Genomic DNA, 21,026 nt, shown 5'->3' on the forward strand with positions numbered 1-21,026 from the left:
TCCCCTGTACCGCCCCTGAACGCTCTCTGAACCTCGCCTGAATGAAATGAACTAGGCTGTTTTGACCCCTTATTGTCAGGAGACCCGATCATGCGCCTGCTTCTCACCCTCGCCCTCCTTGTCTTCAGCGGCCTCAGCCAGGCTGCGATCAAGACCGAGGAAATCCCCTATCAGAGTGCCGACGGCACGAAGCTGATCGGTTATTACGCCTACGACGATGCGATCAAGGGCCCGCGCCCCGGCGTGGTGGTGGTGCATGAATGGTGGGGACTGAACGACTACGCCAAGCGCCGCGCCCGGGATCTCGCCGGGCTCGGCTACAGCGCGCTGGCCATCGATATGTACGGTGAAGGCAAGAACACCGAACACCCGAAAGACGCGATGGCCTTCATGCAAGCCGCCACGCAAAACGCCGATGCGGCCAGCAAGCGCTTTCAGGCCGGGCTGGATCTGTTGAAGAAACAGCCGCAGACCGACAAGGCTAAAATCGCCGCCATCGGTTACTGCTTCGGCGGTGGCGTGGTGCTGAATGCGGCGCGCCAGGGTGTGCCACTGGCCGGCGTGGTGAGTTTCCACGGGGCGCTGGCCACCAAGACTCCGGCGACGCCGGGCAGCGTAAAGGCGAAAGTCCTCGTCGAACACGGCGCGCTGGACAGCATGGTCACCCCGGACAACGTCGCGGCGTTCAAGTCGGAAATGGACAAGGCCGGCGCCGACTATCAATTCGTCAGCCTCGACGGTGCCAGGCACGGCTTCAGCAATCCTGACGCGGATCGCCTGAGCCACGGCGATCACGGTGGCCCGGATATCGGCTACAACAAGGCTGCCGATGAAAAATCCTGGGCGGACATGCAGGCGTTCTTCAAGAAGATCTTTGGCTGATTCCGGTTAACCGATCGTTCCTGCGTTCTGCGTGGGAACGATCACTTCTTCTGCACTATCCAGCCCGAAGACAACCCGGCAAAATGCCCGACATGACTGCCAACCCTTTCCTCCCCGCCTGCTGCACCCCGCTCGATGCACATTGGCCGCTGCCGACGGTGTTGCCCGACACCGTGCTGCTGAGCACCCATTTCGATCCGTCGCAATTGCTCGGTGATGACTTCCGTCGCAGCGCCATCGAGCCGCCGCCGAGCATTCAGCGTTCGGTGGCCAAGCGGCAGGCGGAATTCCTTGCCGGGCGGATTTGCGCCCGGGCCGCATTGCAACAGCTGGAAGGCTCAAGCAGCGTGCCGGCGATTGGCGAGGACCGCGCGCCCATTTGGCCGGCACACATCTGCGGCTCGATCACCCACAGCACCGGCCGCGCGGCAGCGATTGTCGCCAACAGACAGCACTGGCGCGGGCTGGGCATGGATCTGGAAAACCTGCTCAATGCCGAACGCGCCGAACGACTGGCCGGAGAGATCCTGACCCCGCCGGAAATGCAGCGCATGGCCGCCGGCTCCCGGGATCAGATCGCGCTCTGGGTGACCCTGACCTTTTCGGTGAAAGAAAGCCTGTTCAAGGCGCTATACCCGATCGTGCAGCAGCGCTTCTACTTCGAACACGCCGAAGTGCTGGAGTGGAATGAACAGGGACAGGTGCGGCTGCGGCTGCTGACGGATCTGTCCAGCGAATGGCGCAACGGCACGGAACTCGATGCACAGTTTGGTGTGCAGGACGGGCAGTTGCTGAGCCTGGTCAGCATCCAGGCGTAAGCGGTTTCAGCGCCGCTCCTGATTCCTCGGCCAGCTCAGGCTGAAGCACGCTCCGCCCAGACTCTTGCTCTTGCCGATCAGCGCCCGACCGTCGTGCCAATGGATGATCCGCCGCACGATCGACAAGCCCAGCCCGTGCCCGCCGGACGCCCGGGTGCGGCTGTCGTCCAGGCGCAGGAACGGCGTGAAGATTTTCTCCCAGGCGGTTTCCGGCACACCGGGGCCGTCGTCCTCGACATCCACCCGGCAACGCATCTGCCCGACCTGATAACTGACCGTGACCTTCGAACGCGCATGCCGCATGGCGTTGCTCACCAGATTCTGCAAGGCGCGGTGCAGGTAACGCGGCTCGGCCTCGACCCAGGCGTCATCGCAATCGGCCGCCGACAGGCACAGACCGCGTTGCACGGTGACTTCGGCACGCAGAGGCGCCAGCTCTTCGATCACCTGATTGACCAGTGCATCCAGATCGATGCGCTGGAAGGTCAGCGCCGGCGAGCCCTGCTCCAGCCGGGCGTACGTGAGCATTTCATCGACCAGTTTGTCGAGGTCCTCGATGTCGTGGTCCATGCCCTCGCGGTATTTTTCCAGCGCCTGCGGGGTGGTGGCCGAGCCGATCATCTCCAGACCGAAACGCAGGCGCGCCACCGGTGTGCGCAATTCGTGGGACACCGCGCGCACCAGTTCACGCTGAATGGCGAGCAGCTGCTGCAAGTGCTCGGCCATGCCGTTGAACGCCGCCGCCAGCTTGCCCACCGAGTCGGCACCACGGGCCGGAACCCGGGTTTCCAGACTGCCTTTGGCGATGCGCGTGGCGGCAGCTTCGAGCCCGCGCAAACGCCGTTCGAGCTGGCGCACCAATAAATAGACGATCAGGCCGATCAGGGTCAGGCCGAGGGCAGCGATCAGTACCAGCCATTCCGGCGGATACGGATTCATCTGATACAACGGTCCGATTTCCAGCACCCACGGCGTGCCGACCATGCCGGCGAACACCCGGATCGAATCGCCGCCCTTGCCCAGCGCCATCACCGTATCGCCCTCGGACACCCGACGGCTCTGGTCTTCGTCCATGTCCGCGTCGCTTACGGTAACCAGCCGCAAATCGAAACCGAAGCCTTTGTCTTCCTTCAATTGCGCCAGCCGTTTGGGCTGCTCGCCCACCGGCACCCGCACCAGTTCATCGGCCAACAGGTAAATGGTCGCCCGGGCCAGTTGCTCGCTGATCTGCTGCACCTCGCCCACCAGCACCAGTTGATCCTTGTCGCTGACCAGCCGATAGACCTTGGCCGCATGCGGGCCGGTCTGTTCGACCAGCGCCTGGCCGCGCTGCACCCGGGTGCGCTGGGTCAGGTCGAGATCGGTCTGGGCAAAGGTCTTCAGCGCCAGCGGAATCCCGAGCAGCCGCTCCCACACCAGCAAGGCGCGATGGCGCTCGGTTTCGTTCATCGGTTGCAGGTTGTCAGCCATCAGCGAAAAGGTGCCGTGGGCCAGACGCTCGCGGTATTGCTCGCTGCGCACCTGGTTGAGCAGATGCAGCGCCAGCACGCCGAGCACCGCCACCAGAATCAGCGCCGCGCACATGCCGCCATAGATGCGCAGGAAGATCGAATTCACAGCGGCAGGTCTGCGCAGGCTTCCGGCACGAACAGATAGCCTTTGCTGCGGATGGTCTTGATCAGGCGCGGGTGATCGGGGTCGTCGCCGATTTTCGGGCGGATGCGCGAGATGCGCACATCGATCGAGCGGTCCTGGCCGTCGTAGCCGATGCCGCGCAGTGCGGTGAAGATTTCTTCCCGGGAAAGAATCCGTCCGGCGTTGGACACCAGCAGCCAGAGCAGATCGAATTCGGCGCTGGTCAGCTCGATGCCACTGTCGCTGAGCCAGGCTTCGCGCAAGGCGTTGTCCACCACCAGCGGGCCGAATTGCAGCCGACGCGGATTGCCTGCTGCGGGCTCCGGTGTGTCACTGCGTCGCAGCAGCGCCTGGATCCGCGCCAGCAACAGCCGTGGGCGCACCGGTTTGCAGACATAGTCGTCGGCGCCGAGATCGAGACCGAGGATCTGGTCGGCATCGTCAGTGCGCGCGGTAAGCATCAGGATCGGCCCGTCGTAGCGGTCGCGGACCTTGCGGCAAATACTCAGGCCGTCTTCGCCGGGGAGCATCAGGTCGAGGATCACCAGGTCCGGTTGTTCCTTGATGATCCGCGCCGCCGCCAGCGCACCGTTGCCTTCGATCTCCACGCGCAATCCGTTGGCTTGCAGGTATTCACGGGTCAGTTCGGCCAGACGCTGGTCGTCCTCGACTATCAATACCTGCCAGGCTTCTTGCTCCACGGGTGACCTCTGCTTGCCGATGCTGCTTATAAAGGAAGGATCCTCCCGTCTTTTTGTCATCTTTAAGGAGGATAAGAATGCGTGCGCATGGGCCGATTGTATAAACGGCGTACAGCCAGAACACAAGTCGGTAAATGCGTTCGGACAAGGCGGATTTTTGTGATAGGGTTCGCGCCCTCAAAATTCCGCCGCGGCATTTTTTTGCGGTGGAAAACAGTGACAAACGGTCTAGCTCAGCAGGTTCGCGGCCTACACGTGAATTCGACATTTCGCACACAATTTACGCACAGGGTTATCCACAGGCTGTCCGTTGCAATCCTCCCCCAAAACGCATTATCTTGTAGCCCGCGCTTGAAAAACCCCTACATGTAGGGGTTGAGGCAAAAAAACCAAACACAAACCGGACAGTGAATTCAAGGCTTTTTATTGCCATTGTCGGGTTGAACCAAACGTATTTTCAGAAGCCCAAACCGCGCCTGCGGATGGCTACCGTTTTTCAGCCGATCACGGCGTAAACGGTACGGGTGTTGCAGTCCGAAACTGCTCCCCGAATGGAATGCGGTTTCGCGCCTATCGCGCGAACCGAAGACTTCGGCATGGAAGCGGCGCCCACAAGGCCCCCTTCCTGAACTGTCCCGAAGTCGTTACCCGGCAACTGCCGGTTGTAGTGCTTCAGGACGGAACGGTGGGCACCGTGATGGTGCCCAAACAAACATAGAGAACGTGGAGACACCCATGCAAACCGACACAACTCGCGAGAACCCGCAGGGCACCTTGCCGCAGGCCGCCGATTCGAATTCGGATCTGGCTGCCACCGCGCCAGGCCAACTGCGTGTGATCAAGCGTAATGGCACTGTCGTTCCTTACACCGATGACAAGATCACCGTCGCTATCACCAAAGCGTTTCTCGCAGTTGAGGGCGGCACCGCTGCCGCTTCGTCGCGAATCCACGATACCGTTGCCCGCCTGACCGAACAGGTCACCGCGACCTTCAAGCGTCGCATGCCGTCGGGCGGCACCATCCACATCGAAGAAATCCAGGACCAGGTCGAACTGGCCCTGATGCGTGCCGGCGAGCAGAAAGTGGCTCGCGACTACGTGATCTACCGTGACGCCCGTTCCAAGGAACGCGCCGTTCGCACCACCGCCGACGCACCGGTACAGGCGCACCCGTCGATCCGCATCACCCGCGCCGACGGCACCCTCGCGCCACTGGACATGGGCCGCCTGAACACCATCGTGACCGAAGCCTGCGAAGGTCTGGCCGAAGTCGACGGCGACCTGATCCAGCGCGAAACCCTGAAGAACCTGTACGACGGCGTGGCCCTGAACGACGTCAACACCGCCCTGGTGATGACCGCCCGTACCCTGGTCGAGCGCGAGCCGAACTACTCGTTCGTGACCGCCCGCCTGCTGATGGACACCCTGCGTGCCGAAGGCCTGGGCTTCCTGGGCGTGGCCGAGAGCGCCACTCACCACGAAATGGCCGACCTGTACGCCAAGGCACTGCCGGCCTACGTCGCCAAAGGTATCGAGTTCGAACTGCTGAACCCTGTGCTGGCTGACTTCGACCTGGAAAAACTGGGCAAGGCGATCAACCACGAGCGCGACCAGCAATTCACCTACCTGGGCCTGCAGACCCTGTACGACCGTTACTTCATCCACAAGGATGGCGTGCGTTTCGAACTGCCGCAGATTTTCTTCATGCGCGTGGCCATGGGCCTGGCGATCGAAGAGAAGCAGAAAGAAGACCGTGCGATCGAGTTCTACAACCTGCTGTCCTCGTTCGACTACATGGCTTCGACCCCGACCCTGTTCAACGCCGGTACCCTGCGTCCACAGCTGTCGAGCTGCTACCTGACCACCGTGCCGGATGACCTGTCGGGCATCTACCACGCGATCCACGACAACGCCATGCTGTCGAAATTCGCCGGTGGCCTGGGCAACGACTGGACGCCGGTTCGTGCACTGGGTTCGTACATCAAGGGCACCAACGGCAAGTCGCAAGGCGTGGTTCCGTTCCTGAAAGTGGTGAACGACACCGCCGTTGCCGTTAACCAGGGTGGCAAGCGCAAAGGCGCTGTGTGTGCCTACCTGGAAACCTGGCACATGGACATCGAAGAGTTCATCGAGCTGCGCAAGAACACCGGTGATGACCGTCGTCGTACCCACGACATGAACACCGCCAACTGGATCCCTGACCTGTTCATGAAGCGCGTCTTCGATGACGGCAAGTGGACCCTGTTCTCGCCGTCCGAAGTACCGGACCTGCACGACCTGACCGGCAAGGCCTTCGAAGAGCGCTACGAGTACTACGAAGCCCTGACCGAGTACCCGGGCAAGGTCAAGCTGTTCAAGACCATCCAGGCCAAAGACCTGTGGCGCAAGATGCTGTCGATGCTGTTCGAAACCGGCCACCCATGGCTGACTTTCAAGGACCCGTGCAACCTGCGCAGCCCTCAGCAGCACGTCGGCGTTGTTCACAGCTCGAACCTGTGCACCGAGATCACCCTGAACACCAACAAGGACGAGATCGCGGTCTGCAACCTGGGCTCGATCAACCTGCCGAACCACATCGTCGACGGCAAGCTGGACACCGCCAAGCTCAAGCGCACCATTGATGTAGCCGTGCGCATGCTCGACAACGTGATCGACATCAACTACTACTCGGTACCGCAGGCGAAGAACTCCAACTTCCGCCACCGTCCGGTCGGTCTGGGCATCATGGGCTTCCAGGACGCGCTGTACCTGCAGCACATCCCTTACGGTTCCGACGCTGCCGTCGAGTTCGCCGACAAGTCGATGGAAGCGGTCAGCTACTACGCGATCCAGGCATCCTGCGACCTGGCCGACGAGCGCGGCTCGTACGAGACGTTCCAGGGTTCGCTGTGGTCCAAAGGCGTACTGCCGCTGGATTCGCAACAGATCCTGATCGAAGCACGTGGCCAGAAGTACATCGACGTCGACCTGACCGAGTCCCTGGACTGGGCACCGGTTCGCGCCCGTGTACAGAAAGGCATCCGTAACTCGAACATCATGGCCATCGCACCGACCGCGACCATCGCCAACATCACCGGCGTATCGCAATCGATCGAACCGACCTACCAGAACCTGTATGTGAAATCGAACCTGTCGGGCGAATTCACCGTGATCAACCCGTACCTGGTTCGCGACCTGAAGGCTCGCGGTCTGTGGGACTCGGTCATGATCAACGACCTGAAGTACTACGACGGTTCGGTTCAGCAGATCGAGCGCATCCCGCAAGAACTCAAAGAGCTCTACGCGACCGCGTTCGAAGTGGACACCAAGTGGATCGTTGACGCCGCCAGCCGTCGTCAGAAGTGGATCGACCAGGCCCAGTCGCTGAACCTGTACATCGCCGGCGCATCGGGCAAGAAGCTGGACGTGACCTACCGCATGGCCTGGTACCGTGGCCTGAAAACCACCTACTACCTCCGTGCCCTGGCCGCGACCAGCACCGAGAAGTCGACCATCAACACCGGCAAGCTGAACGCTGTATCCAGCGGCGGCAACCACGGTGACGACTCGGTCCTGGCAGCCCCTGCCGGCCCGGCTCCAGTACCGAAGGCCTGCGCCATCGACGAGCCGGATTGCGAAGCTTGCCAATAAGCTGAGCTGAATCGGGCGTTGCGAAACGCCTGATCCGAGAAGCCCCCGACAGACCTCTGGTTTGTCGGGGGTTTTCTTTTGCCCGCGCAAAAGCCCAAGCCAGTCAAACCACAGGATGAGCGTTAGCTCGGCTGCAGCTCTTGACGTGCAGGCCCCTTCACGCCCTGAGCCTGTCCGTCAACTTGTGACCACCTCGGGTGGCGGCGCTATCAACGTTTATCCCCCCAAAAAACCGAGACAAAAAAAAGCCCCTCAAAAAGAGGGGCTCCCGTGCAAAACCAAACCCAGAAATCAGGTCATCTGAATAATGGTCTGCATGATGGTGCTCTGAGTCGAAATGGTCTTCGCATTCGCCTGATAGTTACTCTGACCCTTGATCAGATCAACCAGCTCGTTGGTCAGGTTAACGTTCGACTCTTCCAGCGAGTTCGACACCACAGAACCCAGCGTACCGGTTTCCGGCGCATCGTAGCCCGGGATACCCGAAGCGAAGGTTTCCTTCCAGCTGGTGCCACCGATCGGCTGCAGACCCTGCTCGTTGGTGAAGCTCGCCAGCGCGACTTGACCGATAGCCTTGCTCTGGTTGTTGCTGAAGTTGGCGAACAGCGTACCGGTACCGTCGATGGTCAGGTTGGTAATCTGGCCGGTGGCGTAACCATCCTGAGTCGGGATCGAACGTGCAGTGTCAGCGTTGAACTGCGTGGTCTTGGCCATCGAAATGGTGATGCCGGCCGGGTTCGCGGAAGCGCCGTTGGCAGTCCACACGCCGTTGGTGACCGTGCCCGGCACCCAGCCGGTGAGCTTCAGGTCGCTGCTGATCACCGGGCCTGGCGGAGTACTGACCTGCGTCAGCTTGCCAGTGGAGTCGAAGGACATGGTCGAAGCCACTGGCGCGGTGACTTTCGGATCGCTGCCGGTAGCGTCAGGGTTACGGCCGTCCACCAGGGTGTAGACCTTCCAGGTGTTGGCACCGGTTTTCACCATGTACTGATCCATGGTGTGCTGGTTGCCCTGGCTGTCATAGATCGGCGTGCTGAACGACTTGGTGTAGGTCGCGGTGTTGGTCGGATCGAACTTGCCAGCCGCCACTGTGTCGTCGATCACCGGAGCGGTCGAGTTCAGGTTGATGGTCGAGGTCACCAGCGAGGTGGACTTCGGCGCCAGGTTCGAGGTGTCGATCTTGAGGTCGGTCAACACGCCGTTGATGATCTTGCCGTTGGCATCCACACCATAGCCTTGCAGACGCGAGGTGTAGTCGGTGTTGGTGATGAAACCGTCCTTGTCGACCTTGAACGTACCGGCACGGGTGTAGGACACCGAACCGTTGTTGCTCAGGGTGAAGAAGCCCGAACCGTTGATGCCCATGTCCAGCACGTTGCCGGTGTTGTTGATGTCGCCCTGGGTGAACTGCTGGGAAACGTTGGCCAGGCGCACGCCGTTGCCGATGACTTTGCTGCCGCTGCCCAGGCGAGTCGCCGAGTAGACGTCTTCGAATTCTGCGCGGGACGATTTGAAACCGGCGGTCGCGACGTTGGCGATGTTGTTGCCGGTCACGTCCAGTTGCTTGTTGGCTGCATAGAGACCGCTAAGGCCGATATTGAAAGACATATTCCACTCCTTTGTGCCGGTTAGTCGGCTCTATATACCAATGGTTTGTACTTTGGACAGGGCAACGGTGCCCTTGCCGGACAGGTTGAGCATCAGCTCGCCACCGGTCTGGCTGATCGTCACGCTGGTGACCGTGGCAGGCAGGTAGGTCGCCATGTCGGTCGCGGTGCCGTTGATCGAGGCGTTGGCCTTGACGGTGTAGGTACCGGTCTTCACCAGATTGCCGTCCTTGTCCTTGCCGTCCCAGGTGAAGCTCGCATTGCCTGCGGCGCGACTGCCCAGATCGATGGTGCGAACGGTCGCACCAGAGCTGTCGGTGATGGTCACGGTACCGCCGGCAATCGACGACGGAACGGTGACCGAACCGGTCATGCCTTTGCTCGGATCGTCGAGCTGAACCGAATTGGTCTGCACGATCACGTTGCGGCCAACCAGCGACGAAGCCTGCAGGGCTTGCGACGAGTTGTAGTTGCCGGCCAGCGAACTGACGGTGCTGTTGAGGGTGGTGATGCCCTCAAGGCTGCTGAACTGCGCCAACTGGGCAACGAATGCACTGTTGTCCTGCGGGTCGAGCGGGTTCTGGTTTTTCAGCTGGGTGACCAGCAGTTGCAGGAACGCATCCTTGCCCAGGGCCTGGCCGCCGGTCGAGCTGTTGGTGGCCGAAGCGATGCCGCCGGTGGTGGTGCTACTGGTCTTCTTCGAAGAGTTGGCCAGTATGTCGTTCATGCTCAGGCTGCTGGTGGTATCGGTAACACTCATGGCAGTCGCCCCTTATTACTGACCGAGGGTCAGTACTTTCTGCATCATGGTCTTGGCGGTGTTCATCATTTCGGCGTTGGTCTGGAACGACCGGCTCGCGGAAATCATGTCAGCCATTTCTTCCACCACGTTGACGTTCGGGTAGTAGACGTAGCCCTTGGCGTCGGCCGCCGGATGGTTCGGCTCGTAGCGCGCTTCGAGGTTGCTCTGGTCCTCGACCACGCCGAGCACCTGCACGCCCTGACCGGCCGCGTCCTGGTTCTGGAACAGCGAATTGCTGCCGCCGCTCTGGCCGCCCTGGAACATGGTGGCGAACACCGGGTGACGGGCACGGTAGGTCTGGTCGATGCTCGACGAGACGGTCTCGGCGTTGGCGATGTTCGAGGCCACGGTATTGAGGCGGGTGGTCTGGGCGCTCATGCCGCTGCCGGCAATGTTGAAAACGCTGGACAGGGACATGAATTACTCTCCGCGCAGGGCTGACACCAGCCCTTTGAATTTGCTGTTGAGCAGGGTGAAGCTGGCCTGGAAGCCGACGGCGTTTTCCGCGTAGTTCGACTGTTCCAGTTGGGCGTCCACGGTGTTCTGGTCGATCGACGGCTGCATCGGCGTGCGATACATCAGCGACTCGTCGCCATTGCCCAGGCCTTCAGCTTCGATGTGGCGGCTGTTGGTCATGTTCAGGGCGATGGTGCCGTTGGCGTTCTTCTGGCTCTGTGCTTCGAGCACTTTGGAGAACTCCAGATCCCGCGCCTTGTAGTTCGGGGTGTCGGCGTTGGCGATGTTGTTGGCCAGCACTTCGGCACGCTGGGCGCGGAAGCCCAGAGCCTTTTCGTGAATGCCGAGCGCTTTATCGAAGCTGATGCTCATGTCGGGAACCTTCAGGTGACCGGATTTTTCGTAACTGGGTTATAGCAAGCGTCGTGCCAGTTTGAAAAAGCCCCGGATTACGGGGCCTTGCAAGGAACCGGCAACGCGGCAATGCCAGAAAAGCGGCAACCGGTTTCCGCCGGATGCCGCTTTTCTGCCGCCGCCAGTCACCGGAAAAACCTTCAGGCATAAAAAAACGGGAGCCCCTGAGGACTCCCGTTTCTTGTCTTGCCGGTCTTGATCACTTCGCCTGGTAGATGATCCCCGGGCTGCACTGAACCATCTGGTAATGATCCGGCAGACCGTTCAGCGCCTCGGAAGCGCCAAGGAACAGATAACCGCCCGGCTTCAGCGTGCTGTGAATGCGCAACAGGATGTCCTTCTTCACCTCGGCGGAGAAGTAGATCAGCACGTTGCGGCAGAACACGATGTCGAACTTGCCCAGGCTTGCGTAGCTGTCGAGCAGGTTGAACGAGCGGAACTCCACCCGGTTCTTGATCGGCGCCTTGATCACCCAGCGTCCCGGCCCCTTCGGGTCGAAATAGCGCTGCAGGCGATCGGCGGACAGACCGCGGCCGATCGCCAGGCTGTCGTACTCGCCGGTCTTGCAGTTGGTCAGCATGCTGCCGGACAGATCGGTGGCAACGATCTGCACGCCCATCTTCAACTGGCCGATGTTGGTCCGCTCGAACTCATCGATCGACATCGACAGCGAATAGGGTTCCTGACCCGACGAGCAGGCCGCCGACCAGATCCGCAGACGCTGGTTGGGAGCAGCCTTGATCGCCTCGGGCAGCACCTTGTTCTTCAAGACTTCAAACGGATAGGTGTCGCGAAACCACAGGGTTTCGTTGGTCGTCATGGCATCGACCACCTGCTCGCGCAAACCGCTGCGCGGCTGGGTCTGGATGCGCTGAACCAGCTCACCCAGGGACTTGATGCCTTGCTGCTCCATCAGTTTGTTGAGACGGCTCGACACCAGGTACTGCTTGTTTTCACCGAGCAAAATGCCACAGGCTTTTTCCAGGAAGACCCGGAACTGTTCGAAATCCAAATTACCCGTAGACAAATGATGCCGCCTCTTAAATCGTGTTGAACGCCAGGGGCAGAAGGCCCTTAGCTGATATCTGCTGCTTTGATCCGGTCGACTACCCGGGATGCCAGGTCATCAGGACGGAACTTGGCCAGGAAGTCATCGGCACCGACTTTCTTGACCATCGCCTGATTGAACACACCCGACAACGAAGTATGCAGGATGATATGAAGCTTTTGCATGCGAGGGTCGCTGCGGATCTCGGCCGTCAGGGTGTACCCGTCCATCTCCGGCATTTCGATGTCGGAGATCATCATCAGGAACTCTTCTTCCGGCTTCTTGCCCTCGTCGACCAGCTTGCGCAGGTAATCCAGCGCCTGCTTGCCGTCGTTCAACGCCACCACTTCGACGCCGACCGTCTGCAGGCAACGCGTCACCTGCTTGCGCGCCACCGACGAGTCATCGACCGTCAGCACCCGCAGCGACAACGCCTTGCTCTGGGTCTCGACATCCACCACGCCGACCGAAATCGCTTCCGGTGTCGGCGCGACTTCCGCCAGCACCTTCTCGACGTCGATGATTTCGACTAACTGATTGTCGACCCGAGTCACAGCGGTCAGGTAATGATCGCGTCCGGTGCCCTTGGGCGGCGGATGAATCTCTTCCCAGTTCATGTTCACGATACGTTCCACCGAGCGCACCAGGAAACCCTGGGTCTTGGTGTTGTATTCCGTGATGATCACGAACGGACTGTTCTTGTCTTTCAAAGCACCGGAGCCGGTCGCCATCGCCAGATCAAGGATCGGAATGGTCGCCCCCCGGATATTCGCCACCCCGCACACGACAGGACTGGACTTGGGCATCACCGTCAGTTGCGGGCATTGCAGCACTTCCCGAACCTTGAACACGTTGATCCCGTAGAGCTGCTGGCCGTCGAGACGGAACAACAACAGCTCCAGGCGATTCTGCCCCACCAGTTGCGTGCGCTGGTTCACCGAATCCATTACACCAGCCATGCCCAGACTCCTACACCAACGCCAAGTGTTGTTGCGACGCACATTCATTGCTAAACGGCACGGCGCTTGCTTTTTAACTCGTATGAACGCTCAAACGACATTTTTCCGACGCCTGACATCTCCCCTCCGCAGAGGGCTTTGCGCGATGTCCGCCGTTTGCCTGTTTTTCGCTGGCAACCCTGCCGGTGCTGATGCGGTTACCTTGCCTGACATGCTTATCGGCGTCACTCAGGGCTTTCTTGAATTCACCGTAGAAGACTATCTGGCTACCAGTCAAACGGAAGGCCGTTATGAAATCGAGGTCAACCAGCTCGATCCACGCATGCGCATGCCTATGTGCGACAAGGAATTGACAGCGACATTGGAGAGTCCGGCACGCCCTCTAGGCCGTGTCACGGTCAAGGTCCGCTGCGAAGGCGCCTCCCCATGGACGGTGTTCGTCCCCGCTCAAGTCCGCCTGTTTCGCGAGATTGTCACCACCACGCGGCCACTCAAACGCGCCGGCATCATCGAGCCTCAGGACGTGACCTTGCGCGAGCGCGACGTCAGCACGATCAATCAGGGTTTCCTGACGTCGGTGGATGAGGCCATCGGACAGAAATTGACCCGACCAACGGTAGCCGATCAAGTCATTACCCTGGTCCACCTGGAACAGGCCGAAGTGGTTCGCAAGGGCGATCAAGTGGTGATCACCGCCCGCAGCGGTACCCTCGCCGTCCGGATGCCGGGCGAAGCCTTGTCCAACGGTGGCCTGAAAGAACAGATTCGGGTGAAAAACCTCAATTCCCAACGGGTTATCAAGGCACAGGTTATCGCGCCCGGTCAGGTGGAAGTGGCCATGTGAACGACGAAATGAGCAGCAAGATGAACGGATATTCGAAAAGCCCCTGAGTACCCAGGCAGAAAACTGGCGCTGACCAGAGCTGTTCCCTAAACTGTGCCGCAGCAGGACCTGCAACGGCGCATGCAAGCTCATTGCTAAATGAGCCTAAAGTTTTCCAGGGGATGGCCGAGAACATGGCAAGCGTCCAAATTCCCAGAGGTTTTTAACATGGTCATCGATTTCAGCCGTTTGAACAGCTCCTCGTCACTTACGGGCAGTACACGTACCAGCAACGCCAAGGAAACCGCCGAAACCGGCACCTCCGCGCCGCTGAATACCCCGGCCGAACAGGCCAGTACCGCAAAAAGCGGGGAATCGGTACACCTCAGCAATGAGGCTCAACAGTTGCAGAAGGTCACTGACAAGCTGCGCGATCAGCCTGCCGTCGACAAAGCCCGCGTGGCCGAGTTGAAAGCAGCGATTGCCGATGGCAGCTATAAAGTCGACAGCAACCGTGTAGCCAGCAAACTGCTCAATTTCGAAGCCCAGCGCTAGGCCTCGGTCAGCGCCAGGCTTTTGGACGCTTAAAACCCAAGGCCAGCCATGCACGACACTAATTTATTGCAACTGATCACCGACGACTTTGCTCCAGCTCAACAATTGCTGGAGTTACTGCAAACCGAGTCTCTCGCCTTGCACGGTCGCGACATGCCTCTGCTGGAAGAAATTCTGGCGCGCAAGCAGGCATTGATCATTCTGCTCGAACAGCATGGCCGCAAGCGCAGTGAAATCCTCGCCAGTCTCAATCTTTCGCTCGACCGCGCCGGCCTGGAACAACTGGCCAGCCAGTCGAGCATCGGCGACCAGTTGCTGAGCCAGAGCGATGTCCTGACCGACCTGATTGCCCAGTGCCAGGCGGCCAACGTCAAGAACGGCCAGTCGATCGTCATGCAGCAGGCCGCCACGGCCAATCAGCTGAAAATCCTCACCGGCGGCGAGCCTCCTGCGCTCTACGATGCCAGTGGCACCTTCTCCAAACTGCAGAAACCGCGCGCGCTCAGCCAGGCGTGATGCTTTCTTCTATGCTTGCGCCCTATCAACGTGCGAAACATGCTGGCAAAATACTGGCCAGCCGTAGTCAAATTTTGTCTGGAGATTGATTTAACGTGTCCAACGTCCTCAGCGCGGATGATGCTCCGCAGCCCCCAAAGGTGCTCACCACACCTCTGGAAATCTCCAGTAACCTGCGCCAGCTGCAAGAAAGCCATGATCCGCTGATCATCACCTTCCACGAGCGCAGCCAGCGCTTCCAGAGCTACCTGATTGAAGTCGATCGCGAGAACGGTTCGATCAAGCTTGATGAAATGATCCCGCGCGACGGCGAACGTTTTCTGGAAGCAGGCGAACCGTTCAAGGTTGAGGGCTTTCACGATGGCGTGCGCATTGCCTGGGAATGTACAGGGACGCTCAGCATCAAGGATTCCGACGGCGACCGCTTCTACACCGGTGCTTTGCCGACCGAAGTGGTTTATCACCAGCGCCGCAATGCCTTCCGCGCCGCCCTGAAGCTGACGGATCTGGTCAGCGTCGTGCTCGGTGGCGAAAAGCTCAAGGCACCGATCGACGGCAAACTGCTGGATATCTCCGCCACCGGCTGCAAACTGCGTTTCGAAGGTGACATCACCGACCGCCTGCAACTGGGCCAGGTCTATGATCGCCTGATCGCCGCGCCGTTGTTCGGCAACCAACCGACCTCGGTCGAGCTGCGTTACCTGCACTTCGAAGAAAAACTCAACATCACCTTCGCCGGCCTGCGCTTTCACAACATCAGCGGCCCGGCGGCCCGCAACGTCGAGCGTTTCGTTTATCAACTGCAACGCGAAGCGCGTCGGTTCGATAAAGACGATCTCTGATCGGAAGGCATAAAAAAACGGGCAGTCATTGTGGTGACTGCCCGTTTTTTTTTATGCCTGGATCAAGGTCTGGCGGTACTGATGTCCGGCCCTTCACCCTCGACTGTCGAATCGGTTGGCGCGACAGGTTCTGACTCGGGTTCCGGTTCGGGCTCCGGCTCTGGAACGACCGTATTCTGCATCTGCTCCTGCACCACTTGCTCGTCGACCCGCGGGTCAAGCGCAGCCACCAGCGGCGAGCTGGACATGCTGTCCGGCATCGCCACGTGATGCAGCGGCGCATCGTCGACCTGATGCAGATTGGTCACGGCTTTCGGCCGGATCCGCCACACCAGCACCAGCGCGAAAAAGGTGAAGAACGCGTACAGGCTCTGCGGCCCGAACAGCTTCATCAGCACCCCGGCCGCCAGCGGACCGATACTGGCGCCCACGCCGTAGGTCACCAGCAACATCGCCGTCAGCGACACCCGGCGCTCACCTTCGACGTGGTCGTTGGAGAACGCCACCGCCAACGGATACAGGCAAAACTGCACCAGCGAGCAGAGGAAGCCGACCACGAACAGCACCTCCAGCGGCACCTGTGGCAGGATCGCCAGCGGTAATGCAGCGACCGCCAGGAACAGCGCAAAGCAGCGGATCAACAGCGCCCGGTCATAACGGTCGGATAACCAGCCCAGCGGCCACTGCACCACCAGCCCGGCAAAAATGCAGCTACCCATGAACAGACCGACCTGTTCGGTGGACAGCCCTTGCTGCGAGGCATACAACGGCGCCAGACCGTAGAACGAACCGATGATCAACCCCGCCCCGAGCACCGTGCTCAACGACTGCGGCACACGCTTGATAAAGAAGCGCGGCTCCATCGGCGCGGGATGCAACGGCGCCGGGTGAATCCGTCGGGTCAGTGCCACCGGCACCAGACACAGGGCGAAACACAGCGCGACCAGCATCAGCAGTTCCAGGCCAAGGCCCGGGTGCATGACCAGAATCAGCTGACCGAGCACCAGCCCCAGATACGATGCGATCATGTAGCCGCTGAACACCAGGCCGCGCTGATTGGCGTCGGCCTGCTCGTTCAGCCAGCTCTCAATGACCATGTATTGGCACATCATGCCGAGGCCGACGATGGTCCGCAGCACCAGCCAGGCCGGCAGCCAGTCCACCAGACCATGACCGAGCACCGCCGCGCCGACGATTCCCGCACACGCCGAGTAGGCGCGGATATGCCCGACCCGGGCAATCAGGCGGTGACCGATCTTGCCGCCCAGCACCAGACCGAAATAGTTGGCCGCCATCAACGCACCGACCCACAACCCGTCGACATGGTCGGCAGCCAGACGCAAAGCCAGATAAGTAGAAAGCAGGCCCGAGCCGATCAACATCATCAGCGAGGCGAAATACAGCGCTCGAAAGGATTTCCAGATTTGGCGCATCGGCGTTCCGAGCGGCTCCTTGCGGTAAGTATCGGGCTATCAAACGATAGCCCGACGGCGACATTTCGTCAGGCCTGGGCTGCTAGAACACGGCGTTCCCAGGGAGTGATTTCATCATAGAAACTGGTCAACTCCATGGTCTTCGAAGCGAGGTAGCCTTCGATGAACTCCGTGCCGAACAGTTCCTTTGCAAGCTGGCTGCGTTTCAGACGTTCGAGCGCCGCGTGCAAGGTACACGGCAGCGAGAGATGGTCCGGCACATCGAACTCGCCCTGAATCGCTTCGCTTGGCTCAAGCTCATGCTCGATGCCGTACAAGCCGGCCGCCAGACTCGCAGCAATCGCCAGGTAAGGGTTGGCATCGGCGCCCGGCAAGCGGTTCTCCACCCGACGGGCAACCGGCGAACTGGCCGGAATACGCAAGCCGGCGGCGCGGTTGTCGTGGGACCAGCAGGCATTGTTCGGCGACGCAAACGGATGGCACAGGCGCTGGTACGAATTGACGTTCGGCGCAAACAACGCGGTGAAGTCAGCCATGCCCGCCTGCTGCCCGCCGATGAAGTGACGGAACATCGCGGTCGGCTGACCGTCCGCATCGCTGAACACATTCTTGCCGCTGCCGATCTCCACGATGCTCTGGTGAATGTGCATCGAACTGCCCGGCGTGTGCGCCAGCGGTTTGGCCATGCACACCACGGTCAAACCGTGCTTGAGCGCGACTTCCTTGAGCAGGTGCTTGAACAGGAAGGTCTGGTCGGCCAGCAACAGCGGATCACCGTGCAGCAGGTTGATCTCGAACTGGCTGACGCCCATTTCGTGCATGAAGGTATCGCGCGGCAAACCCAAAGCCGCCATGCATTTGTAGACTTCACTGAAGAACGGCCGCAGACCGTTGTTGGAACTGACGCTGAACGCCGAGTGACCGTCCTCGCGGCGGCCGTCGAGACCGACGGGCGGCTGGAATGGCTGGGTCGGGTCGATGTTCGGAGCGAACACAAAGAATTCAAGTTCGGTCGCCACCACCGGCGCCAGACCGAGGGCTGCGTAGCGGGCAATGACTTTCTTGAGCTGGCCACGGGTCGACAGGTTGGAGCTTTCGCCGGTCAGCTCGTCGGCATCACAGATGGCAAAGGCCCGAGGCTCTTCGCTCCATGGCAACGGATGGATCTGCGCAGGATCGGCCACCAGCGCCAGATCGCCGTCATCGCTGCCGTAGAATTTGGCGGCGGGATAACCGCCCATGATGCATTGCAGCAGCACCCCCCGGGCCAACTGCAAACGCCGCCCTTCGAGGAAACCCTCGGCGGTCATTACCTTGCCCCGTGGCACGCCGTTCAAATCCGGCGTGACACATTCAATCTCATCAATGCCCGTCAATCGCTGCGCGAGTGAACGCTGGCCATCGGTTGTCATGACGCAATCCTTGTTATTGTGCGAGCCGCGAACGGCGACCCGGACAAAATAGGCTTCGGCTGTTCGGAATATCAAGCAGCAGCCAACAAAAAGAATTCCGGTCGATGAATCCGTGATTCAGGGCAGGTAAATACTGAACACGCCGCCGCCCAGCGGGCCGCCATTACGGATCTCGGTCCGGCCGCCAACACCGTTGCGCTGATGCAGCGCGGCGATGCGTCCGGCGAAGTACAGACCCAGGCCGGTACTGCCACTGCTGTGGTTGATGCCCTGCACATAATCGGACTGACGCTCGAGCATTTCCGCGGGGTAACCATCGCCGTCGTCATTGATACTCAGCACCAGTTGACCGGCCTCGTCGCTGACGGTGATCAGCAGCGATTCACGGGCGTAACGGATCGCGTTGTTGATGCAGTTGCCCAGCACCGAGGCGATCAGTTCACGGTCGAAAAAACCCAAGGGACTGAGCGGATCGACTTCGTAAGTGGCGATGATTCCACGACTGGCGAACACTTCCTGATGCGCCGCCAGTTGCGCCTCGATGAAATCGTCCAGCTCGTGATAGGCCGGCTGCAACGGCATCTGATTGACCCCGAGCTTGTACAGCCCGAGCAACTGCACCAGCATGCCGTTGAGGTGGGCGAACTCGAAGTCGATCACGCCCTGCTCCGCCCCTTGGCGCTGTGCTTCGGGCAGACGCGCCAGCCATTGGCTGTGGGCCTGCATCAGCATCGCCAGCGAGTTCTTCATGTCGTGAACGGTGGAGGCGATCACCGTGGAAAAGTCCAGAGCCTGCTCGTCTTGGTTCATTCGCCAAACGCCTTGCTTTTCAGCTTCTGATAGCGCGAATAACGCGCGTCGGTATCGGGCATCATGCCCACCAGTTTCAGGCAGGCCCGACATTCTTCCAGCTCCGCCGACGGCACATTGGTGTCGGTGCCATGTAGCAGCGACTGGGCCATGTTCAGCGCAATACTGATGTTCTTCGGTTGCATCTTCAGCGCCTTGCGAAACACCTCGCGGGCCTCCACCAGGTTACCGGTCTTGTACACGCGCACGCCCTGACGGTTGAGGTCGGCGGCGGCGTTGCTGGAGCTGAGAATAGTCGGGTCATCGGTGAGCTTGGCGATGTCTTTCATCACCGTCGGGTCATCGCCGTAGATTTCCGCGCAACTCTTGAGCATCGAAGTGCCCGCCTCGGCCTGGCCGAGCATCTGCAATTGCTTGGCGACCAGCAACGCCGCCTCCGGGCTCATGAACTGCTCCATGCCGTCGAGGCGCATCAGCGCTTGTTCGGTGAGCTTCTCAGCGGTCTCGGCATCGTTGAGCAACAGGCTCGTGGCCTTCATCAGACGCGCGCGAATCTGCAGGCCCGGATCGGTCGGGTTTTCTTTCGCCACCGCACTCAGTGTGGTGTTGATCTCCAGCCGCGTACGGGTGTCGAGCCCGCGCTCACTGCCCTTGCTGATCAAGGCATGGGCCAGGCCCAGATTGCTTTCCGGATCCTTGAAGCGCGATTGCGCGCCCTGAGACACGGCCTGACGGTAGGCCCGTGAAGCCGTGTCGAAATCTTCGTTGGCCATCGCCAGCTTGCCCAGCAACGCCTGACGGCGCACCGCCAGCGGCGACAGGCGAATCGCCTCCTCCAACACTTGCTGCGCGCCTTTGGTATCGCCTTCGGCGACCAGCACGTCAGCCATGCCGTCATACAGCGCCGGCATCATCGGGAAGACCTTCAGGGCTTTTTCGTAAACGCCCTTGGCCTGACTGACCTGCCCGCGCTTGAACAGCAACTTGCCCAACCCGGCAAACGCCCACGGCAACGGCCGGTCGGCGATGATGCTGTCGTAAAGGCGCTCGAGCGCTTCGTTCTGGTTCATGTCGCGCAACGCATCGGCGCGATAGCGCAGGCACAGCGGCGAATAACGGATGTCCTGCTTGCAAAGGGCGATGCAGGCGTTGAGCACCTCGACCGGCTTACCACGGTCGAGAGCTTGCAGAATCGGTTTGAGCAACGTCTTGCGCTGCTCCAGACGCTCCAGGCGCTGAGCCAGGCCGGAACGGTTGAACGGCTTGGTCAGGTACGCGTCCGGCTCGTGCTCCAGGGCACTGAGTACCATCGCCTGACTGGTCTCGGCCGTGACCATCACGAACACCGCTTCGTGGCTGATCAGCTTCTCCATCATCAGGTCTTCCAGCACCTGCTGACCGTTCTTCTTGCCGTCACCGAGATGGAAGTCCTGGAGGATGAAATCGTAGGACTTCTGCGCACACATTTTCAGCGCCTGCTCACCGGTGTCGGCGGTGTCCACATCCTTGACGCCCAACTCGCGCAACATCGAACGCACGGAACTGCGGAAATCCGAGAAATCATCGACGATCAGAAAACTCTTTTGGTGATACGACAGCATCGAGGATTTCCAGGCAATTGAAGAAGATGGACCATTTCCAGGCGCGCAGATGATAGCTGCCGGCCAAATGCTATCAAGCGAT

General features: G+C 60.4%; 19 protein-coding genes. 7 read left to right on the forward strand and 12 right to left on the reverse strand.

Annotated features, from left to right (window positions below; genetic code table 11):
• Positions 1 to 90 precede the first annotated feature (90 nt).
• Positions 91 to 882: a dienelactone hydrolase family protein gene (locus tag KJY40_RS22865; RefSeq protein ID WP_230732990.1), complete on the forward strand. Its 792-nt coding sequence runs from the start codon at positions 91 to 93 to the stop codon at positions 880 to 882.
• A 92-nt stretch (positions 883 to 974) separates the two neighbouring features.
• Positions 975 to 1,700: a 4'-phosphopantetheinyl transferase family protein gene (locus KJY40_RS22870; protein WP_230732991.1), complete on the forward strand. Its 726-nt coding sequence runs from the start codon at positions 975 to 977 to the stop codon at positions 1,698 to 1,700.
• A 6-nt stretch (positions 1,701 to 1,706) separates the two neighbouring features.
• Here KJY40_RS22870 and KJY40_RS22875 read toward each other — a convergent pair whose 3' ends face one another.
• Both KJY40_RS22875 and KJY40_RS22880 read right to left on the reverse strand, forming a co-directional pair.
• Positions 1,707 to 3,317 (reverse strand): ATP-binding protein, encoded by a 1,611-nt coding sequence (locus tag KJY40_RS22875; RefSeq protein ID WP_007957745.1) that lies wholly within the window; start codon positions 3,315 to 3,317, stop codon positions 1,707 to 1,709.
• A complete protein-coding gene (locus KJY40_RS22880) occupies positions 3,314 to 4,036 on the reverse strand; it encodes a response regulator (protein WP_039772899.1) in 723 nt (240 codons plus the stop codon). The genes KJY40_RS22875 and KJY40_RS22880 overlap by 4 nt, the downstream gene beginning before the upstream one ends.
• A gap of 735 nt (positions 4,037 to 4,771) precedes the next feature.
• Here KJY40_RS22880 and KJY40_RS22885 point away from each other — a divergent pair.
• The gene (locus KJY40_RS22885; RefSeq protein ID WP_230732993.1) at positions 4,772 to 7,666 is read left to right on the forward strand and encodes a ribonucleoside-diphosphate reductase subunit alpha; all 2,895 of its coding nucleotides are present in this window, start codon (positions 4,772 to 4,774) and stop codon (positions 7,664 to 7,666) included.
• A gap of 291 nt (positions 7,667 to 7,957) precedes the next feature.
• On the opposite strand, the gene flgE is transcribed toward KJY40_RS22885, so the two are convergent.
• From flgE to KJY40_RS22915, 6 genes are all read right to left on the reverse strand, one after another.
• A complete protein-coding gene (flgE, locus tag KJY40_RS22890) occupies positions 7,958 to 9,274 on the reverse strand; it encodes a flagellar hook protein FlgE (RefSeq protein ID WP_230732995.1) in 1,317 nt (438 codons plus the stop codon).
• A 30-nt stretch (positions 9,275 to 9,304) separates the two neighbouring features.
• On the reverse strand, positions 9,305 to 10,033 hold the full coding sequence (flgD, locus tag KJY40_RS22895; RefSeq protein WP_230732996.1) for a flagellar hook assembly protein FlgD: 729 nt from the start codon (positions 10,031 to 10,033) through the stop codon (positions 9,305 to 9,307).
• Positions 10,034 to 10,048: 15 nt separating this feature from the next.
• Positions 10,049 to 10,492 (reverse strand): flagellar basal body rod protein FlgC, encoded by a 444-nt coding sequence (gene flgC, locus KJY40_RS22900; protein WP_054593596.1) that lies wholly within the window; start codon positions 10,490 to 10,492, stop codon positions 10,049 to 10,051.
• Positions 10,493 to 10,495: 3 nt separating this feature from the next.
• Positions 10,496 to 10,903 (reverse strand): flagellar basal body rod protein FlgB, encoded by a 408-nt coding sequence (flgB, locus tag KJY40_RS22905; RefSeq protein ID WP_007960328.1) that lies wholly within the window; start codon positions 10,901 to 10,903, stop codon positions 10,496 to 10,498.
• A gap of 241 nt (positions 10,904 to 11,144) precedes the next feature.
• Positions 11,145 to 11,972, reverse strand: coding sequence for a protein-glutamate O-methyltransferase CheR (gene cheR / locus KJY40_RS22910; RefSeq protein ID WP_007960327.1), 828 nt, complete (start codon positions 11,970 to 11,972; stop codon positions 11,145 to 11,147).
• Between the two features lie 47 nt (positions 11,973 to 12,019).
• Complete coding sequence (locus tag KJY40_RS22915) at positions 12,020 to 12,952, reverse strand: chemotaxis protein CheV (RefSeq protein ID WP_085607426.1); 933 nt, start codon at positions 12,950 to 12,952, stop codon at positions 12,020 to 12,022.
• An 82-nt stretch (positions 12,953 to 13,034) separates the two neighbouring features.
• On the opposite strand from KJY40_RS22915, the gene flgA reads away from it, so the two are divergent.
• The 4 genes from flgA (at position 13,035) to KJY40_RS22935 (ending at position 15,688) form a co-directional block, all read left to right on the forward strand.
• A complete protein-coding gene (gene flgA / locus KJY40_RS22920; RefSeq protein ID WP_230732997.1) occupies positions 13,035 to 13,796 on the forward strand; it encodes a flagellar basal body P-ring formation chaperone FlgA in 762 nt (253 codons plus the stop codon).
• A 207-nt stretch (positions 13,797 to 14,003) separates the two neighbouring features.
• The gene (gene flgM / locus KJY40_RS22925) at positions 14,004 to 14,330 is read left to right on the forward strand and encodes a flagellar biosynthesis anti-sigma factor FlgM (RefSeq protein ID WP_007960324.1); all 327 of its coding nucleotides are present in this window, start codon (positions 14,004 to 14,006) and stop codon (positions 14,328 to 14,330) included.
• Between the two features lie 48 nt (positions 14,331 to 14,378).
• Positions 14,379 to 14,846, forward strand: a complete 468-nt coding sequence (locus KJY40_RS22930) for a flagella synthesis protein FlgN (protein ID WP_230732998.1) — start codon at positions 14,379 to 14,381, stop codon at positions 14,844 to 14,846.
• Between the two features lie 95 nt (positions 14,847 to 14,941).
• A complete protein-coding gene (locus KJY40_RS22935; RefSeq protein ID WP_230732999.1) occupies positions 14,942 to 15,688 on the forward strand; it encodes a flagellar brake protein in 747 nt (248 codons plus the stop codon).
• A gap of 62 nt (positions 15,689 to 15,750) precedes the next feature.
• On the opposite strand, the gene KJY40_RS22940 is transcribed toward KJY40_RS22935, so the two are convergent.
• From KJY40_RS22940 to KJY40_RS22955, 4 genes are all read right to left on the reverse strand, one after another.
• Entirely contained in the window at positions 15,751 to 17,121 is a 1,371-nt protein-coding gene (locus tag KJY40_RS22940; protein WP_230733000.1) for an MFS transporter, read from the reverse strand.
• Positions 17,122 to 17,189: 68 nt separating this feature from the next.
• Positions 17,190 to 18,431 carry a glutamine synthetase family protein gene (locus KJY40_RS22945; protein ID WP_230737744.1) on the reverse strand — a complete coding sequence of 414 codons (1,242 nt, stop codon included), beginning with the start codon at positions 18,429 to 18,431 and terminating at the stop codon, positions 17,190 to 17,192.
• 219 nt (positions 18,432 to 18,650) lie between these two features.
• Positions 18,651 to 19,343, reverse strand: coding sequence for a sensor histidine kinase (locus KJY40_RS22950; protein ID WP_007960318.1), 693 nt, complete (start codon positions 19,341 to 19,343; stop codon positions 18,651 to 18,653).
• Positions 19,340 to 20,944, reverse strand: a complete 1,605-nt coding sequence (locus KJY40_RS22955) for a tetratricopeptide repeat-containing response regulator (protein ID WP_230733001.1) — start codon at positions 20,942 to 20,944, stop codon at positions 19,340 to 19,342. The genes KJY40_RS22950 and KJY40_RS22955 overlap by 4 nt, the downstream gene beginning before the upstream one ends.
• Positions 20,945 to 21,026 lie beyond the last annotated feature (82 nt).

The sequence above is a fragment of the Pseudomonas fitomaticsae genome, from assembly GCF_021018765.1.
Taxonomy (GTDB): domain Bacteria; phylum Pseudomonadota; class Gammaproteobacteria; order Pseudomonadales; family Pseudomonadaceae; genus Aquipseudomonas; species Aquipseudomonas fitomaticsae.